The sequence below is a fragment of the Terrilactibacillus tamarindi genome (assembly GCF_009718825.1).
Classification (GTDB): domain Bacteria; phylum Bacillota; class Bacilli; order Bacillales; family Sporolactobacillaceae; genus Terrilactibacillus; species Terrilactibacillus tamarindi.
On the sequence record NZ_WNHB01000016.1, the window covers coordinates 51933 to 68402 of the forward strand.

Below are 16470 nucleotides of genomic sequence, written 5' to 3' on the forward strand. Positions count from 1 at the left end.
CGGAATGGATAGAAAGCCGATTATTATAGGTGTTGCTGGAGGATCTGGTTCAGGTAAAACAACCGTAGCAAGGGAGATATGCCGAAGCTTTCCAGAGCAATCCGTCGCTGTTCTAGAGCAGGACGCATATTATAAAGCACAGGATGAAAAATCCATGGAGGAACGTCTTCTAACCAATTATGATCATCCCTTTGCCTTCGACAATGACCTACTTATTGAACATGTTCAGAACCTCCTTCGATTCAAGTCCATTGAAAAGCCTATATATGACTATACAGTACACACAAGATCTGATAAAATTATTCCTGTCGAACCAAAAGATGTCATCATTTTGGAGGGCTTTCTCATTCTTGAAGATGAGAGACTCCGTAACTTAATGGATATCAAAGTTTTTGTTGATACGGATTCAGACATACGGATTGTGAGGCGAATTCTTCGTGATACGGAGGAGCGTGGGCGTACCGTACAATCGGTTATCGATCAGTATTTAAACGTCGTTAGACCGATGCATCTTCAATTTGTTGAGCCAACCAAGCGTTATGCAGATATTATCATTCCAGAAGGTGGCCAAAATTTGGTTGCCATTGATTTAATGGTGACTAAAATAAGATCTGTGCTTGAATCAGTTGATTCCTTTTCATAAAGGATTTACACTAAACAGACATACATTTTACTCAAAGAAGAGGTTCATTTTTTAAAAAAATTAACGATAAGACTGTGTTACTTAGAAGACTGAGGAGGGGATTTCATTATGGCTGAAAAAAAAATGCACTATATGACAGCTGAAGGTAAAGCGAAACTTGAACAAGAATTGGAACATTTAATTACTGAAAAAAGAAAAGAAGTTGTTGAAAGAATTAAAATTGCTCGTAGTTTTGGTGATCTCTCAGAGAACTCTGAATATGATGCCGCAAAAGATGAACAAGCTTTTGTTGAATCACGGATCTCACAACTTGAACAAATGATTCGTGATTCGGTTATTATTGAGGATGATGAATCAACAGATGTTGTGAAAATTGGTAAATCAGTGACATTTAAAGAATTACCTGATGGTGATGAAGAAACATACATGATCGTCGGTAGTGCTGAATCTGATCCTTTTGAAGGAAAAATTTCTAATGATTCACCAATGGCAAGAAGTTTAATTGGACTTTCTGTCGGTGAAGAAGTTAGTGTAGCCACTCCTGGTGGCGACATCCGAGTGAAAATTGTTTCAGTCAAATAAAGTGAAACTTCCATCAGTGGGGGTCTTACTGCCCGTTAAGGCGGGATAAACTATCCATGTCGAGTTTTTGGGATGGTAGCAAGCTAACTCATTCCATTACCTGATATGGAGCCAACCTTTTAGCTCAGCTAAAAGCCGAGTAAATCTTACTTTACATGATGAGCCAAAAATGGAGATTTTTCCATTATAGCTTATAAATAAATAAGATCCGTTAACATTGAATGATGAAAGGAGGTCATTCAGTCTAAACGGATCTTTTTTAATTCAGTATATAGTTGTCGAAATAGTCTCATAAGAGTTTAACCTCTGTATGAAAAAGTAAATGAATTTAGTCACCACAAATTATAACGTTGGAAACTGTCTCAGGGTAGTTTGATAGTAGTTTTCTTTATCGTCTGTTAATAGAAATTCATAGATGATTTTCTCTGCGACTTCTGTGAAAATCTTTGTTGACCCATCGAAAAATAAAACCTTTAATTGCATCGTTTTCCGATCGTAACCAATGGTATCAAAGCTCGTCAATTCGGAAAGTGCTCGATTAAAAGTGGTATAATTCATAACCATTTTCCCTCCCTGTACATAACATATTATAGATCATATGCTTTATTTCCTGCTATATGCCAAAAAAAGTGTTTTTTAGACAATAACTTTATAATTTTTCTTGCTTCTAATTTGTCACCTTTTTGAACAGAAACTTGAATGTAGTGAACTCATCTGCATATATTAAAAGTAATAGCAAAGATTCATATGGAATTAAAAGAAGTTTTTAATGATTGGCGGTCATTATTCATACAAATGAGACGAAAAACTTATAAGTATTTCCTCGATAATTAATCATCGAGTAAAAGTTTCTTTAATATTCTAAACTATTAATCTTAAGTCTGTACGCCTTAAGAAGTGGTACAATAAGGTTATTATGATTCAAGGAGGACATCGTTTATGAGAACGGACAAGTCTCCATCGCGTTCTTCTAGACATAAAAGAACGTCTGATCGAGCATTAAAATGGTCGATTTCCATTGTTTCAATCTTAATTCTAGCTGTAGGGTGTATATTCGTAGCCATGTTATTAAAAACATCAAGTGAAGAATCTGCTCCTACACACCAACAAGTGAATGATAAACACATTAGTTCTAATACTAAAGATACAAAAAATGATCCGTCAAGTAAAAATGATGATAATCGAGCACCAAATAATCCAGATGAAACGACAGATAATAGTTCAGACACCAGCGATGAAGAATCAAATGAATCAAATGATCCATCTACAGAAGACCATGTCACATCATATGATAAAGGAACGGCGGACTGGAATGCTCAGATTAAAGCCATGTCAGAGGCTACTGGAATACCTGAATCAAATATGACGGTGTACTGGCTTGGTAACGGAGGAGGCCCAAATAGTTCACTTGGTCGCGTGGCACCTAAAGATGCCCCAAGTCAAAAATATGTTGTACACCTTGAGTATAAAAATGGAAAATGGGAAGCTGAAAGTGTAAAAAAACCTTCTGAATAAGTGAAAAGATGCCTTCTTTTGGAGGGCATTTTTATTTTGCTAAGGCTTAATTAATTTTAAAATGAGCTATCAAGATAGTTATGAATCTATCCTTTATCCCGCCTTAACGGCAAGTAAAGACCCCACTGATGGAAGTTTCACTGTATCCTTTCCATTGAATGAGACACACGGACTTTTAAAAAAGTATGTTTTAATCCTACGACTTGATGTTAGGTAGATGTAACCATATAATGAATAAATCATAGTAATATAATAATCATGGAAAAGAGGTTTGTAATGAAATTAGGACTTATTGGAGCAATGGAAGAAGAAGTTGAAATACTAAAACAAAAACTACAAAATCGAACGGAGAAAGAGCTATTAGGTAGCAAACGATATACAGGCCAGATCGGACCTTTTGATATTGTATTAATACAATCAGGTATCGGCAAGGTAAACGCAGCCATTGGTACAACATTACTTATACACGAAGAGAAGCCAGATTACATTATTAATACGGGTTCAGCTGGGGGTTTCAATCCAGACCTAAATGTTGGTGATGTTGTCATCTCCTCAGAAGTTCGTTATCATGATGCTGATGCGACAGTCTTCGGTTATGAATATGGGCAGATACCTCAAATGCCACCTAGCTTTGAACCCAATCCTTTACTCGTTTCGATAGCAGAGAAAGCCGCGAAAAACAATCACACTATTCAAGTTGTTAAAGGATTAATCGCAACTGGAGATTCATTCATGTCTGATGGCGAACGCGTAGACTTTGTAAAATCAAAATTTCCATCGATTCAGGCTTGTGAAATGGAGGCAGCAGCTATAGCTCAAGTTTGTTACCAGTTTCATGTTCCTTTTGTTATTATTCGATCCCTTTCGGATATTGCGGGAAAAGAGGCTAATATCTCGTTTGATCAATATTTAGTAACGGCAGCTAAACATTCAGCAGAATTGATATTATCTATGTTAGAGGAGTTGAAAGAACATGCCTAAAAAAATGAATGTAGAAAGTTTCAATTTAGATCATACAAAAGTTAAAGCACCTTATGTTCGGCTTGTTGGCGTTACTCAAGGTGAACATGGGGATAAGATTTATAAGTACGACGTTCGCTTTTGCCAACCGAATAAAGAGCACATGGATATGCCAGGACTCCATTCTCTTGAACATTTAATGGCTGAGTTTATTCGTAATCATATTGATAATATATTCGATGTGGGTCCAATGGGATGTCAAACAGGATTCTATGTTTCAATTCTAAATAATGATAGTTATGAAGCTATCCTTCAAGCTATAGAGAAAACGTTAAATGACGTTCTAACGGCTACAGAGGTACCTGCTTGTAATGAAATTCAATGCGGCTGGGCTGCGAGTCATAGTTTAGAAGGAGCACAAGCCATTGCGAAAAAAATGCTTGAACATAAATCTGAGTGGACGGAAGTGTTCGCTTAAAAAAGTAGGATGAGGGAAAATGACAGTCTATCATCGTGTACATGAGCTGATTGGACATACGCCGTTGCTTGAAATAACGGCGTTTCCACTTCCAAAAGATGTTCATATTTATGCGAAACTGGAAATGTTTAACCCCGGTGGTAGTATTAAAGATCGTCTTGGTTTGGCATTTATAAAAGATGCGATAAAGAATGGTAAAGTAAAACCTGGAGGTACAATAATCGAACCTACCGCTGGAAATACAGGCATCGGTATTGCACTAGCCGCCATTGGTCAAGGTCTTAATGTTATCTTCTGTGTTCCAGAGAAATTCAGTGTTGAAAAGCAAGAACTTATGCGAGCTCTTGGTGCAAAAATTGTTCATACTCCTACCTCAGAAGGCATGCAAGGTGCCATTAACAAAGTAAATGAATTATTGAAAGAAATACCTAATTCTTATTCTCCGCAGCAATTCTCAAATCCCGCTAATCCAAAAGCCTATTACAATACTTTAGGTCCAGAGTTATGGAACGATCTTAATGGAAAAATAAATATTTTTATAGCTGGTGGTGGAACCGGTGGTACATTTATGGGTACTGCTGAATATCTTAAAGAGAGAAATCCAAGCATTAAGACGATGATCGTCGAACCAGAAGGGTCTATATTGAATGGTGGACCAAAAGGTAGCCACCGAACAGAAGGTATTGGTATGGAATTTATTCCTTCATACCTTAAAACCAACTATTTCGATAAAATTTATACGATTAAAGACGATGATGCATTCAAACGGGTCCATGAATTAGCTAAGAAAGAGGGATTACTCGTGGGAAGTTCCTCGGGGGCTGCATTTCACGCTGCTTGGAAAGAAGCACAAGTATCGCCTAAAGGAACAAACATTGTCACTGTTTTTCCAGACTCAAGTGAACGCTATTTAAGTCAAAATATTTACCGAGGAGACTAATCATATGAGGCCTAAAACGAGAATGATTCATTCAGGAATAACGGGAGATGAGTACACTGGAGCTGTATCCGTGCCTATTTATCAAGCGAGTACGTACGAACAAGAAGCAGTTGGAAAGCATAAAGGTTATGACTATTCTCGAACGGGAAATCCCACACGGTATGCTTTAGAAACCTTAATAAAAGACCTTGAAGGTGGTAAAGCCGGATATGCATTTGCATCTGGTATGGCTGCAATAAGTGCCGTGATGATGCTTTTTAAGAGTGGCGACCATATTATTTTAACGGATGATGTTTATGGAGGAACCTATAGGGTCATTTCAAAAGTGTTTAGTCAATTTGGCATCGATGCAACATTTGTTAATACAAGTGATATAGAAGCTATTGTTTCAGCCATTCAAGAAAATACGAAGGCTATATATCTTGAAACACCGACGAATCCGTTACTAAAAATTACAGATATAAAGGCTGTCTCTAATCTCGCTCATAAACGAGATTTACTATTAATTGTCGACAACACATTTAGTACACCATACTGGCAGCAACCGCTCGTTCATGGTGCAGATATTGTTGTTCACAGTGCGACTAAATACATTGGAGGACATAGTGACGTTGTTGCAGGATTAGTCGTCGTCAATTCAGAGAAACTTAGTAAGGATCTTCATTTTATTCAAAATTCGGTTGGAGGTATCTTAGGGCCTCAAGATGCTTGGCTTCTTATTCGAGGTATCAAAACACTAGGTATTCGAATGGAAGCCATTGAAGCGAATGCAAAAAAATTGGCCACCTACCTTAACCAACATCCCCGAGTGAGAAAAGTCTATTATCCAGGTTTAGAAAATCATATCGGTCATGATATCCAGATTAAACAGGCCCAAGGGTATGGCGGTATGATCAGTTTCGATGTTGGATCCGAGGAGCGTGTTAATCAGGTTTTAAAAAAACTCAAATATTTCACATTAGCTGAAAGTCTAGGTGCCGTTGAGAGTTTAATATCGGTACCAGCAAAAATGACACATGCCTCGATCCCAAAGAATATTCGTCATAAACTCGGAATTACCGATGGCCTCATACGGATATCCGTCGGAATTGAAGATGTCGATGATTTAATTGAAGATCTCGCCAAGGCATTAAATTAATCTCTCTGTAGAAAGCAATCCCTCCTTCATTTGAAGGAGGGATTAAATTTAGGTTGTCTTTGGTTTCCGAACAAAGCACATAATAGCAGCAATCAAAAATAATATTCCAACCAGTAACCCAATACCAACAGATAAGATGACGGTAATAAGAGCAGCGATGATAAGTAGTGTTCCTGCAAGTTTGGGTTTTTTATTACCTTTAATAAAGAAACTAGCAACAAGTGCGATAATAAACCCGATAATACCTGATAGAATTAATGAGGTGCCTAGCATGTGTACAGCTTGAACCATATCATCAGCTGTAATGGATGCATTGTTTGTCGCATTACTCTGTTTGATCAGGTCTTGTAATTCTTGTGTGTTTTTAAGTGTTTTAGCAAAGATTCCAAAAGCAAAGACCATAAGGGCGATCACCATACCTAGTATCGTGAGCGTCAATTCACCTGTTCTCTTGATCAAATGATAAACCTCCTTATAAAGTGAAACTTCCTCAGTGGGGGTACTTTACTGCCCGTTTAGGCGGGATAAAATGACCTATGACCTATTCATATGTTATGTATGCGAATTATTGAACTCCAACCTAATGTTACCATGATATTAAAAAGTTTGAAACATAAGCTAGTAACATTTACTAGTTTTAACCTTTTCAAAATCATGTTAAAGTAGGACTGGAGGGGTGGAGACATGAATATAGAGCGTCGAAATTTAGAATTAAAAGTATTAGATTACCAACGTCTAAGCTTTATCTTTACCTTTCTTAGCACGTTTTTATATTCGGGAACGGTTATCCCATTTGAGGGGAAAACCCAAGGTAAAGTTGAAATACTATTGGTTATCAGTCTAGCCGGCATTATATTGGCCCTTTTCACATATTGGCGTATGAGAGTCGCTAAAAATAAATTAAATGAAATATAAAAGCACTTACTTTTTCCCTAGAGTAAGTGCTTTTTTGCACTTTAAGTTATAAAGTATTTGTGCAACTACGCCTCTGTCTGCGCCTTATAGGTCCTGCAATCGACAAGATTTCTTTAGGTATTAACCAACATGATGTTATTATAAAAAGGGTTTCAGAAAAAAATGGAAAAAGTGGATTTATAGGCTTTACATTCGGAATTGACAAAGGTATACTTTAATTGAAAGGTCACCAATACATCTAAAGGAGGTAATGAAAATGTTATTAACTAATGTAAACCATATGTCTATATTTTTAGCAACTGAATATCATTTTTCATTGACCTCGCGGATGGCTACTATTAGTGATCAAACTGAACGGTAATCATACAGTCATTTAACTGTTATATAATAACCGCAGGTCGTGTTGTACACCTGTGGTCTTTTTATGCCTAATTTTAATAAAAGACGATCAATGAGGTTGTACTTCTCGTTGATCGTTTTTTTCTTACCCAAGTATATAAAGTGAAGTAGCCCTAGCCGGCCTTCCTTTTATATAAATATATAAATCTTCATAAAGGAGCGGATATAACTATGGAACCAATTGTAACAAGACTATCAACTGCAGTAAAAAAAGGTAAACAATCATTCTTGTGACAAATTAATAAGAAGGGAGGGGATCTCGGTGTTCAAAATTCAACTATTTGCGATAACCCTCACGATAACAGTAAATAAACAAAAGACGGATCTAACGAAGAAGTATCATCATGACCAGCGTGTCAAACAGTTAAAAGAAGAAATGCTTCAAAAACGTTTAAAACAAATGCCACATATTTAATTTAACTCGTGTCCGATCGAGCAAATATAAAGGAGGAAATAATGAAATGATGAAAATAAAAGAACTAACCAAAGGGATGAAAGCATGGTTTGTAGAGGATACAAGTTTTTTATAACTAAATTCAAGTAAAGAAGGGAGGGATCGGTATGTTTAAACTTCACTTATTTATCGTTACCCTTACCGTTTCTATTAAGCACCGTAACGCTGCAGAGCGATATGAAGATGATAAAAGAATGAAAGAATTGAAAGAAGAAGTTATTCAGAAACAATTGAAAAATGGTTTCCACAATTTTTACTAATCGTGCATAACGTAGCCGAATAAAGAAAGTCTTTTTGTACAGAAGTTGTACAGTAAGACTTTATAATAGATTAAATAAAGAGACTAATTATGACCTTCATTGGCCAATAATCAGTCTCTTAAGTAATTTATCCGGGCAGTAAGCACCCCACTGATGGAAGGATCACTTTATTAACATATTTCATGATCAAAGTTTGTCATGATCAACAAAACGTTCTCCTTTTATTTCACTGAGTAAATTGACGGCCACTCGAGCTCCATCACCACTCGTAATAATAGTATGAACACTAACACCGGCGGCTACTCCACACGCCCATATTCCTGGTATATTGGTGTGTCCATCCTGATCGACTTCAATAATCGTTTTTACATAAGGTTCTTTTCCTGGCATAGTCTTTAATCCGCTGTTTTCAGCAAGTTTTGAATTCGAGCCGGTAGCCAGAATTACCTGTTTGCCTTCAAATGTTTCTCCGTCTTCCGTTTGAAGAAGGAAAGCACCTTTATTGTTTTCAATTGAGATGACCTGTGCTTTTTGAATCTTAGTTCCAAAAGATTGGGCTTGTTCTTTTCCTATTGAGACCAATTCTTTGCCACTTAGCTCTTTTGCACCATAGTGATTTTTTAATAGGGCTCGTTGTGTCAATCCTTTTTCATTATCTAACAAAAGTGTTTTTTGTCCTGCCTTACTTGTAAATAAAGCAGCACTTTGTCCAGCAGGCCCTCCACCTACAATAATAATGTCATACATAAGTTTACCCCTCCTGAAATCATCTGTTTTTTAGGTCTAAATCTATCATAACGAAGATGATCGTATTCATCTCTCAATATGCTCATGAAAAGAAATGTTTCCTGTGTGTAATTTGTGAAATCCATATCTTCTATTAATAAAAAGATGTTCCAAATATAATGATGATGCATGACAAGTCAAATTTAAGAAACAGCATTAAAATAGGGATTGCTTGAAATGTAGACTCAAGTCAATCCCAGGATTTATTTATGTTTTCGATCTTTTATGTGGTTGACGATAGAATTCATTAAATAGCTTCATCAAGGCTCTTTTCTCGATACGTGAAACATAACTTCTTGAGATGTTTAATTTTTTAGCAATTTCGCGTTGGGTAAGTTCATCTTGGTGGTCAAGACCAAATCTAGCAATCACAACTTCCTTTTCTCTTTCATCTAGTATATGAAGATATTCATATACTTTTTTCTTTTCCATATTCAGGGTGATTTCATCTACAATATCTTTGCTTTGGGATTTTAGGATATCAATGAGTGATATCTCATTACCTTCTTTATCCTGTCCAATTGGATCATTTAAAGAAACATCTTTTCTTGTTTTCTTTAAACCTCGAAGATGCATGAGTATCTCATTTTCAATACAACGAGCAGCATAAGTGGCCAGTTTTGTGCCTTTACCAGAAGAGTAACTTTCAATCGCTTTAATTAAGCCAATAGTGCCAATGGAGATGAGGTCTTCGCTGTCTTCCTTTGTATTCTCGAATTTCTTAACTATATGAGCGACGAGACGAAGATTATGTTCAATGAGCTTATTTCTTGCCTCAGGATCCCCTTGTGCCATTTTTTCAAGGCACTCTCGCTCCTCCTGTCCTGAAAGAGGCTGAGGAAAGGCATTGTTCTTCACATAAGATACAAACAACCAAAATTCTTTAAATAAGTACACTATACCTCCAAATAAGGATAGCATGTTCTCCCCCCTTTTTCTGGGCTTAGGCACTTCTCTTTAATCATATGTACCAGAGGGGCTGTACGGTGTCTGTCCCAGTGAATTTTTATCAACGATGTCCTGTCAAATAGGGGGGAGAAATAGAAGTGACACATCTGGTTAGGCAAGCTAGGTTATATCAAGAACTATTAACTATTTAATGGAATTTTTATCTCATTTTATACGTTAGCCCAGTCATTTAGGAAACTGACTCATATATTAATCATGTAAGTTAGAAATAAACTTAAGGAGCTGATATCATGGGTTACGGAGCAGGCGGATATGGATCAGGCTTCGCGTTAATCGTTGTCTTGTTTATCCTCTTAATTATTGTTGGTGCAGCGTACGTTTACTAAGATTTAATTTTAATAGGTTAAGAAGGGCCCTTCATTTAGAAGGGCCTTTTTCTATCAACTGGATAGGGTAGTCAGTGTGATGGTGAGATGACTAGATAGAGTTTGAAACAAGAACAACCTATACGTGTTTTTCTTGTTTTTAAACTTAACAGCTAAGCAGTATAAAAATAGAGGGAACTTGTTCAAAAAGAGAAGGATGACTTTATTTTTATACTGTTTAATATTCAGTTCATGAATTTAATTTTCTGTTCAATTGAGCGTCTTTGGATTTCTAGTTCAATAAGCTTTATAAATTCTGCACTAAGTTCAAGTTCAATAGCTTTCCAATAAGATTCAATAAGGAGATCATCTGATAATTTTTCCATACATATGCTGTTTCCAGCCGCACCTCCTTTTATTTTTCACTCTAAGAAAAATTAAGGCTAAAATGGTTTTGATATTGCCTAGGCAATGATCAAACTTGCTTTTGTTATTTATTACTCTTTGACTTTATCACGAATTAGAATATAGAACAACCGTTCTGATATCCACAGGGGAAGTGGATATCATGTGATTATTTTGTTGATAAGTTGATAAAAAGAATGAAAAATGACTAAAGGATATGTGTATAAAGTTATCCACAGAAAAAGTGGTGTCTAATATTGTCGAACGATTTTTGTTCTAAAAGTTAGAAAGTTTTATAAGGGGAAGGGAATAATAAGCTAACAAATTTTTATTAAGCAAGAGAGAGTTAAGGGGGATAGCGACATCTTTTGCTATTTTTATCAAATAATCATTGAAATATTACTCGAAATTCGTCATAATATTATTTTATGAAACCATATTAATAGTAAAACCAAAGGAGAATCTAACAACATGAAAAAAACAATGGTTTTTGCACTAATCATGATGCTTCTTGTATTAAGTGCTTGTGGTCAATCAAATACAGATGCAACAAAAAAGAAAACATTAACAATGGGGACGAGTGCAGATTATCCACCATTTGAATTTGTTAATTCAAAGGAAGGTAAAAACGGCGTTCAAGGCTTTGATGTTGATGTTGCCAAGTATATAACGAAGCAACTGGGTTACAAATTAGAAATTAAAAATATGGATTTCGATGGTCTTGTTGCCTCTTTAAATACGAATCGTACAGATTTCGTCATTTCAGGAATGACACCGAATGAAAAACGAAAAAAAGTCGTGGACTTTTCAGTACCTTATTACAGTACAAAACAAGTTGTGCTCACGACGAAAAAAAGTAATATAAAAACAATTGAGGATTTAAAGGGAAAAACAATTGGTGTTCAACTAGGTTCAGTCCAACAAAAAATAGCTGATGAAATTAATAAAAAAACAAAGATTGAGCAAAAACAATTGAATAAATTAAATGAGCTTGTTGAGTTATTAAAATCAAATCGTGTCAACGCCGTTCTATCTGAAAATACGGTAGCTAGAGGTTATGTAGCTAATAATCCCAACTTAGTAGAATTCGATGTTCCTTTTGAAGCTCCAACGGATGTGGCTATTGCCTTTCCAAAAGACAGTAAACTAAGGGCACAATTTGATAAAGAAATTAAAAAAATGAAAGAAAATGGAAAAATGGCTGAGCTTGAGAAAAAATGGTTTGAGAACAATAAATAATGAATGGTTTTTAATAGAAAGGATGTAGGTTTTGGGCATATTTAGTGGGTTTTCATTAATTGCCTCCTCAATCCCATACATTATTAATGGTGTATGGACAACCTTAGAGATTGCGCTTGTCTCAGCAATTATAGGGTTTGTCCTTGGGGTTATTTTGTCTTTGTTCAAAATTGGAAATATAAAAATTTTAGCTTGGCTGTCTGATTTTTACACGTCTATTTTCAGAGGAACGCCCTTAATTTTACAATTAACGCTTGTTTATTTCGCGACACCTCAGCTTATAGGCTATGATATTTCAGCTTTCTTAGCTGCTATAATAACCTTTGGTTTTAACTCTGGAGCTTATATGTCTGAAATCATTCGGTCTGGTATAAATGCAGTAGACAAAGGTCAATTTGAAGCAGCTGGGGCACTAGGAGTTCCATATTGGTCAATGATGAAGGATATCATCTTACCTCAAGCCATTAAGAAAATTCTTCCCGCTATGATGAATGAATTTATTACACTCACAAAGGAATCGGCGATCGTTTCAACCATTGGGGTACTCGATCTCATGCGTCGTGCTCAAGTTGTAGCTGCAGAAAATAGTCTCTATTTCCCGCCGCTCATCGTTTCATTCGCCGTGTACTACGTGCTTGTTATGATTCTAACCATACTGGGACGTCTGTTTGAGAGGAGGATGAGCCGAAGTGATTAAAGTTGATCATTTATATAAATCTTTTGGTAACAATGAAGTGTTATCAGATATTTCATTAGAAATAAAAAAAGGCGATGTTGTGGCTATTATTGGTCCTTCTGGTTCCGGGAAATCAACGCTTTTAAGGTGTATTAATTTATTAGAACTCCCATCCAAAGGAAAGATTTATATTGATAATGATGATATCACAACATTCAATCAACGGAATGTCATAAAAATCAGGGAAAAAGTGGGTATGGTATTTCAACACTTTCATTTATTCCCTCATAAAACGGTCATGGATAATTTGACGTATGCACCTATAAAGGTAAAACAGACTACAAAAAGTGAAGCTCAAGAAAAAGCGATTAAGCTACTTAACCGAGTCGGTTTATCTGATAAAGTCGATAGTTATCCAAGCCGTCTATCAGGTGGACAAAAGCAACGCGTGGCGATTGCGAGAGCTTTAGCCATGGATCCGGAGTATTTACTTTTTGACGAGCCTACCTCTGCGCTTGATCCAGAAATGGTTAAAGAAGTGCTTGATGTTATGATGTCATTAGCTAAACAAGGAATGACGATGGCTGTGGTCACTCACGAAATGGGATTTGCAAATAAGGTTGCAGATAAAGTGATCTTCATGGATCATGGTCAAATTCTCGAAGTTGCTTCACCAAATGAATTTTTTAATCATCCAGAAACAGATCGGGCAAAAGAATTTTTGGAGAAGGTATTGTAGAGGTTGATTTTCGATCAACCTCTTTTTACATAACAGATACGAACCTACAACACATGCTGTATTTCCAAATAGTCAAGTGAGAACTTGTTAAAAGTTTCACGTCATTCTAAAGGGTGTATAGATAACTATAATTTGTCATAAACCTATTTCGGCAAAAATTGAGTGATCGGTTATACTACAAAAGAAGGTTATGTACTTTAAATTATTTGACTTGGTAAAATTATGGTTATATGAGAAAATAGATGAAGATATGAGGTGTCTTTATTGTTAAAACAATTTCTACCGAATGAACATGTAAACAGTGTTTTTGATATTCACCCTAATGAATTGAAGAAACGTGGAATAAAAGGTATTATTACGGATTTAGATAATACCTTGGTGTCTTGGGATACACCTGGTGCAACGCCTGAACTCATTAAATGGTTTAAAGATATGGAAGAATGTGGAATTAAAATTACCATCGTATCCAATAATAGTGAACTTCGTGTAAAAGCATTTGCCGATCCTATTACCACACCTTATATATTCCGTGCGCGAAAACCAATGACTCATTCATTTACACGAGCTATTCATGCCATGAATCTAAGAAATGATGAGGTTGTTGTTGTAGGAGACCAATTACTCACGGATATTCTTGGTGGAAATCGACTCGGGATTTATACCATCCTTGTTGTACCTGTTGCAAAGTCAGATGGAATTGCCACGCGATTTAACCGTCTTATTGAACGATTTATACTAACGAAGATGCGGCGTAGAGGTTGGATTACTTGGGAGGAAAAATAATGTCAGATGCTATTTTTTGTGCAGGTTGTGGAATACCCATTCAAACATTGGATAAAAAGCAATTAGGCTATGCTCCGCCATCGGCTCTCGAGCGTGAAACGGTCATTTGTCAACGCTGTTTTCGATTAAAACATTATCATGAGATCCAAGATGTTTCGCTCACAGATGATGATTTTTTAAAGATGTTATCCAAGATTGGACAAACAAAAGCTCTTGTAGTTAATATTATTGATATTTTTGACTTCAGCGGAAGTTGGGTTCCTGGACTTCAACGTCTAGTTGGTAAGAACCCAATTCTTTTGGTGGGCAATAAAGTCGACTTATTACCGAAATCAACAAATAAAAATAAATTAAAAAATTGGATGCAGCATGAGGTAAAAGAGTTAGGTTTAAAGCCTTTAGATGTTTTATTGATGAGTGCCGAAAAAAAGATCGGAATTCAAGAAGTCGCTGAAGCGATTGACTATTATCGAAAGGGACAAGATGTCTACATTGTTGGTTGTACAAATGTTGGAAAATCAACGTTTATCAATCAACTTATTCATCAAGTAACGGGCGAGGAAGAAGTTATAACAACATCTAATTTTCCAGGAACAACCTTAAACTTTATTGATATTCCATTGGAGGACGGTCATTCACTTTATGACACACCAGGTGTTGTTAATCACCATCAAGTCGCTCACTATATTCAGGATCGGGAATATAAGATTGTCATGCCTAAAAAAGAAATAAAACCAAAAGTATTCCAACTAAATGAAGCACAAACATTATTTCTTGGTGGTTTGGCTCGTTTGGATTATGTTCGTGGTGGGAGAAGATCCCTGGTTGTCTACGTTTCAAATGACCTCTATATTCACCGAACAAAACAAGAGAATGCAGATGAATTATATGAAAACCAATATGGGGAACTTCTAAAACCCCCGAGTGATCCGTCATATAAATTACCAGAAATGAAACGACACGACTTTGTGATCAAAGATGATGAAATGGATATTGTTTTTTCCGGTCTAGGATGGATAACGGTTAAAGGCACAGATGCCCATGTAACTGCATACGCCCCAGATGGCATCGGTGTTATGATTAGAAAGACGATTATCCAATAATCATGAATTAAAGAAGCATTTTTGGAGAAGGAGAATGAGAAATGAAGCGTTTGTATGGCATAATAGGGGATCCAATCGAACACACTCTTTCACCTGATATGCATCAATTTTGGTACCATCAGGATCACGTCGCTCACCATTATCACGTGTTTCATGTGACGAAAGATCAACTTGAAACGGCCGTTCAAGGTATTAAAGCACTGGGCATCAGTGGCTGTAATGTCACCATACCGCACAAGGTGGCGATTATTCCATTTCTTGACGACCTCGATGATGAAGCAAGAATGCTGGGGGCTGTTAACACAGTTGTTAATAAAAATGGAAAATTGATCGGTTATAATACAGATGGTCTTGGCTTTTTAAGAAGTTTGGAACATCATCAAAAATACCACCTACCTGACCATCCCCAGGTTTTGGTTATTGGTGCCGGTGGCGCTGGACAAGCGATCGCTTTAACAATGGCAAAGTATGGAGCAAGATGTGTAGACATTACGAATCGGACCATAGAAAAAGCTGTTAAGTTAAGTCGCTCATGTCAAGTCTTTTGTGAATCAAATGGCATCAGTCTTACTGAAGCAGAAAATGGATTAGAAAAATATGACGTGATTGTCAATGCAACTTCAATTGGTTTATCAGAACACGATTCATTAATTCCAATACCAATTGAAAACAGTAAATCAAGTGCCATTTTTGTTGATATTATCTATAATTTTGAAACAAAGTGGCTTCGTCTAGCCAAACAACAAGGAAAGAGAACGTTAGATGGATTACCCATGTTAATTTTTCAAGGAGCGATTAGCTACAAACATTGGTTAGGTCATTTGCCGAAACTAAATGACATGGACGCATTTTTAAGGAATAAATTGGAGGAAAGACATGCTAACGAGTAAACAAAAGAAATTTTTAAAAAAGGAAGCCCATCATCTTAAACCTGTATTTCAAATTGGTAAGAGTGGTTTGCATCATACAGTCATCGATGAATTAAATGCTGTATTGGAAGCAAGAGAATTAATTAAAGTTCATTTCTTGCAAAATACGCTTGAAGATCCAAAAGAAGCCGGTGAACAAATTGCTGAAAAAATAGGTGCTGAAATCGTTCAAGTGATCGGCAATGTTCTTGTATTATATAAAGAATCTGAAAATAATAAGAAAATTGAATTACCTAGAGCATAGGATAGGAC

General features: G+C 36.2%; 23 protein-coding genes. 18 read left to right on the forward strand and 5 right to left on the reverse strand.

Features of this window, described 5'->3' with window-relative positions; translation table 11 throughout:
- The first annotated feature begins 4 nt into the window (after positions 1-4).
- Together udk and greA are read left to right on the forward strand one after the other, a co-directional pair.
- Positions 5-643: a uridine kinase gene (gene udk, locus GMB86_RS10645; RefSeq protein WP_155219611.1), complete on the forward strand. Its 639-nt coding sequence runs from the start codon at positions 5-7 to the stop codon at positions 641-643.
- Positions 644-751: 108 nt separating this feature from the next.
- A complete protein-coding gene (greA, locus tag GMB86_RS10650) occupies positions 752-1225 on the forward strand; it encodes a transcription elongation factor GreA (RefSeq protein WP_155219613.1) in 474 nt (157 codons plus the stop codon).
- Between the two features lie 342 nt (positions 1226-1567).
- Here the strand turns inward: greA and GMB86_RS10655 are convergent, their stop codons facing one another.
- On the reverse strand, positions 1568-1783 hold the full coding sequence (locus GMB86_RS10655) for a KTSC domain-containing protein (RefSeq protein WP_196220197.1): 216 nt from the start codon (positions 1781-1783) through the stop codon (positions 1568-1570).
- A 381-nt stretch (positions 1784-2164) separates the two neighbouring features.
- On the opposite strand from GMB86_RS10655, the gene GMB86_RS10660 reads away from it, so the two are divergent.
- The 5 genes from GMB86_RS10660 to GMB86_RS10680 all read left to right on the forward strand — a co-directional run bounded on the left by GMB86_RS10660 (position 2165) and on the right by GMB86_RS10680 (position 6256).
- Positions 2165-2740 (forward strand): YrrS family protein, encoded by a 576-nt coding sequence (locus tag GMB86_RS10660; RefSeq protein WP_155219620.1) that lies wholly within the window; start codon positions 2165-2167, stop codon positions 2738-2740.
- Positions 2741-3016: 276 nt separating this feature from the next.
- Positions 3017-3721, forward strand: a complete 705-nt coding sequence (gene mtnN / locus GMB86_RS10665; protein WP_155219623.1) for a 5'-methylthioadenosine/S-adenosylhomocysteine nucleosidase — start codon at positions 3017-3019, stop codon at positions 3719-3721.
- A complete protein-coding gene (locus GMB86_RS10670) occupies positions 3714-4178 on the forward strand; it encodes an S-ribosylhomocysteine lyase (RefSeq protein ID WP_155219626.1) in 465 nt (154 codons plus the stop codon). Before mtnN ends, GMB86_RS10670 begins: the two co-directional genes overlap by 8 nt.
- A gap of 19 nt (positions 4179-4197) precedes the next feature.
- On the forward strand, positions 4198-5118 hold the full coding sequence (locus tag GMB86_RS10675; RefSeq protein WP_155219628.1) for a PLP-dependent cysteine synthase family protein: 921 nt from the start codon (positions 4198-4200) through the stop codon (positions 5116-5118).
- Positions 5119-5122: 4 nt separating this feature from the next.
- Positions 5123-6256, forward strand: coding sequence for a bifunctional cystathionine gamma-lyase/homocysteine desulfhydrase (locus tag GMB86_RS10680; protein WP_155219631.1), 1134 nt, complete (start codon positions 5123-5125; stop codon positions 6254-6256).
- Positions 6257-6304: 48 nt separating this feature from the next.
- Here GMB86_RS10680 and GMB86_RS10685 read toward each other — a convergent pair whose 3' ends face one another.
- Entirely contained in the window at positions 6305-6715 is a 411-nt protein-coding gene (locus GMB86_RS10685; protein ID WP_155219634.1) for a DUF4064 domain-containing protein, read from the reverse strand.
- 225 nt (positions 6716-6940) lie between these two features.
- On the opposite strand from GMB86_RS10685, the gene GMB86_RS10690 reads away from it, so the two are divergent.
- The 3 genes from GMB86_RS10690 to GMB86_RS10700 all read left to right on the forward strand — a co-directional run bounded on the left by GMB86_RS10690 (position 6941) and on the right by GMB86_RS10700 (position 8284).
- On the forward strand, positions 6941-7171 hold the full coding sequence (locus GMB86_RS10690) for a YrhC family protein (RefSeq protein WP_155219637.1): 231 nt from the start codon (positions 6941-6943) through the stop codon (positions 7169-7171).
- A gap of 661 nt (positions 7172-7832) precedes the next feature.
- Positions 7833-7985 carry a YrzI family small protein gene (locus GMB86_RS15815; protein WP_155219640.1) on the forward strand — a complete coding sequence of 51 codons (153 nt, stop codon included), beginning with the start codon at positions 7833-7835 and terminating at the stop codon, positions 7983-7985.
- A gap of 146 nt (positions 7986-8131) precedes the next feature.
- Positions 8132-8284, forward strand: a complete 153-nt coding sequence (locus tag GMB86_RS10700; RefSeq protein WP_155219643.1) for a hypothetical protein — start codon at positions 8132-8134, stop codon at positions 8282-8284.
- A 186-nt stretch (positions 8285-8470) separates the two neighbouring features.
- Here the strand turns inward: GMB86_RS10700 and GMB86_RS10705 are convergent, their stop codons facing one another.
- Positions 8471-9031, reverse strand: coding sequence for an NAD(P)/FAD-dependent oxidoreductase (locus GMB86_RS10705; protein WP_155219645.1), 561 nt, complete (start codon positions 9029-9031; stop codon positions 8471-8473).
- 246 nt (positions 9032-9277) lie between these two features.
- The gene (gene sigK / locus GMB86_RS10710) at positions 9278-9991 is read right to left on the reverse strand and encodes an RNA polymerase sporulation sigma factor SigK (RefSeq protein WP_155219648.1); all 714 of its coding nucleotides are present in this window, start codon (positions 9989-9991) and stop codon (positions 9278-9280) included.
- Between the two features lie 278 nt (positions 9992-10269).
- On the opposite strand from sigK, the gene GMB86_RS10715 reads away from it, so the two are divergent.
- Complete coding sequence (locus GMB86_RS10715) at positions 10270-10365, forward strand: YjcZ family sporulation protein (RefSeq protein ID WP_155219651.1); 96 nt, start codon at positions 10270-10272, stop codon at positions 10363-10365.
- A gap of 224 nt (positions 10366-10589) precedes the next feature.
- Here the strand turns inward: GMB86_RS10715 and sda are convergent, their stop codons facing one another.
- A complete protein-coding gene (gene sda / locus GMB86_RS10720) occupies positions 10590-10730 on the reverse strand; it encodes a sporulation histidine kinase inhibitor Sda (protein ID WP_155219654.1) in 141 nt (46 codons plus the stop codon).
- Between the two features lie 490 nt (positions 10731-11220).
- Here sda and GMB86_RS10725 point away from each other — a divergent pair, with 490 nt between their 5' ends.
- The 7 genes from GMB86_RS10725 to yhbY all read left to right on the forward strand — a co-directional run bounded on the left by GMB86_RS10725 (position 11221) and on the right by yhbY (position 16462).
- The gene (locus tag GMB86_RS10725; RefSeq protein ID WP_155219657.1) at positions 11221-11988 is read left to right on the forward strand and encodes a transporter substrate-binding domain-containing protein; all 768 of its coding nucleotides are present in this window, start codon (positions 11221-11223) and stop codon (positions 11986-11988) included.
- Between the two features lie 31 nt (positions 11989-12019).
- Positions 12020-12685, forward strand: coding sequence for an amino acid ABC transporter permease (locus GMB86_RS10730; RefSeq protein WP_155219660.1), 666 nt, complete (start codon positions 12020-12022; stop codon positions 12683-12685).
- Positions 12678-13403 carry an amino acid ABC transporter ATP-binding protein gene (locus tag GMB86_RS10735; protein ID WP_329602877.1) on the forward strand — a complete coding sequence of 242 codons (726 nt, stop codon included), beginning with the start codon at positions 12678-12680 and terminating at the stop codon, positions 13401-13403. The genes GMB86_RS10730 and GMB86_RS10735 overlap by 8 nt, the downstream gene beginning before the upstream one ends.
- Before the next feature lie 264 nt (positions 13404-13667).
- Positions 13668-14186 carry a YqeG family HAD IIIA-type phosphatase gene (locus GMB86_RS10740; RefSeq protein ID WP_155219663.1) on the forward strand — a complete coding sequence of 173 codons (519 nt, stop codon included), beginning with the start codon at positions 13668-13670 and terminating at the stop codon, positions 14184-14186.
- Positions 14186-15289, forward strand: coding sequence for a ribosome biogenesis GTPase YqeH (gene yqeH / locus GMB86_RS10745; protein ID WP_155219666.1), 1104 nt, complete (start codon positions 14186-14188; stop codon positions 15287-15289). The genes GMB86_RS10740 and yqeH overlap by 1 nt, the downstream gene beginning before the upstream one ends.
- A gap of 41 nt (positions 15290-15330) precedes the next feature.
- Positions 15331-16179, forward strand: coding sequence for a shikimate dehydrogenase (gene aroE / locus GMB86_RS10750; RefSeq protein WP_155219669.1), 849 nt, complete (start codon positions 15331-15333; stop codon positions 16177-16179).
- On the forward strand, positions 16166-16462 hold the full coding sequence (yhbY, locus tag GMB86_RS10755) for a ribosome assembly RNA-binding protein YhbY (protein WP_155219672.1): 297 nt from the start codon (positions 16166-16168) through the stop codon (positions 16460-16462). The genes aroE and yhbY overlap by 14 nt, the downstream gene beginning before the upstream one ends.
- Positions 16463-16470: the final 8 nt, after the last annotated feature.

What these genes read in the sequence shown, in the direction of transcription:
- mtnN (WP_155219623.1), top strand. Translation starts at nt 3,017, where the DNA reads ATGAAATTAGGACTTATTGGAGCAATGGAAGAAGAAGTTGAAATACTA.
- greA (WP_155219613.1), top strand. Translation starts at nt 752, where the DNA reads ATGGCTGAAAAAAAAATGCACTATATGACAGCTGAAGGTAAAGCGAAA.
- GMB86_RS10680 (WP_155219631.1), top strand. Translation starts at nt 5,123, where the DNA reads ATGAGGCCTAAAACGAGAATGATTCATTCAGGAATAACGGGAGATGAG.
- GMB86_RS10690 (WP_155219637.1), top strand. Translation starts at nt 6,941, where the DNA reads ATGAATATAGAGCGTCGAAATTTAGAATTAAAAGTATTAGATTACCAA.
- GMB86_RS10675 (WP_155219628.1), top strand. Translation starts at nt 4,198, where the DNA reads ATGACAGTCTATCATCGTGTACATGAGCTGATTGGACATACGCCGTTG.
- GMB86_RS10660 (WP_155219620.1), top strand. Translation starts at nt 2,165, where the DNA reads ATGAGAACGGACAAGTCTCCATCGCGTTCTTCTAGACATAAAAGAACG.
- aroE (WP_155219669.1), top strand. Translation starts at nt 15,331, where the DNA reads ATGAAGCGTTTGTATGGCATAATAGGGGATCCAATCGAACACACTCTT.
- udk (WP_155219611.1), top strand. Translation starts at nt 5, where the DNA reads ATGGATAGAAAGCCGATTATTATAGGTGTTGCTGGAGGATCTGGTTCA.
- GMB86_RS10670 (WP_155219626.1), top strand. Translation starts at nt 3,714, where the DNA reads ATGCCTAAAAAAATGAATGTAGAAAGTTTCAATTTAGATCATACAAAA.
- sigK (WP_155219648.1), bottom strand. Translation starts at nt 9,991, where the DNA reads ATGCTATCCTTATTTGGAGGTATAGTGTACTTATTTAAAGAATTTTGG.
- GMB86_RS10725 (WP_155219657.1), top strand. Translation starts at nt 11,221, where the DNA reads ATGAAAAAAACAATGGTTTTTGCACTAATCATGATGCTTCTTGTATTA.
- GMB86_RS10715 (WP_155219651.1), top strand. Translation starts at nt 10,270, where the DNA reads ATGGGTTACGGAGCAGGCGGATATGGATCAGGCTTCGCGTTAATCGTT.
- sda (WP_155219654.1), bottom strand. Translation starts at nt 10,730, where the DNA reads ATGGAAAAATTATCAGATGATCTCCTTATTGAATCTTATTGGAAAGCT.
- yqeH (WP_155219666.1), top strand. Translation starts at nt 14,186, where the DNA reads ATGTCAGATGCTATTTTTTGTGCAGGTTGTGGAATACCCATTCAAACA.
- yhbY (WP_155219672.1), top strand. Translation starts at nt 16,166, where the DNA reads ATGCTAACGAGTAAACAAAAGAAATTTTTAAAAAAGGAAGCCCATCAT.
- GMB86_RS10655 (WP_196220197.1), bottom strand. Translation starts at nt 1,783, where the DNA reads ATGAATTATACCACTTTTAATCGAGCACTTTCCGAATTGACGAGCTTT.
- GMB86_RS10700 (WP_155219643.1), top strand. Translation starts at nt 8,132, where the DNA reads ATGTTTAAACTTCACTTATTTATCGTTACCCTTACCGTTTCTATTAAG.
- GMB86_RS10705 (WP_155219645.1), bottom strand. Translation starts at nt 9,031, where the DNA reads ATGTATGACATTATTATTGTAGGTGGAGGGCCTGCTGGACAAAGTGCT.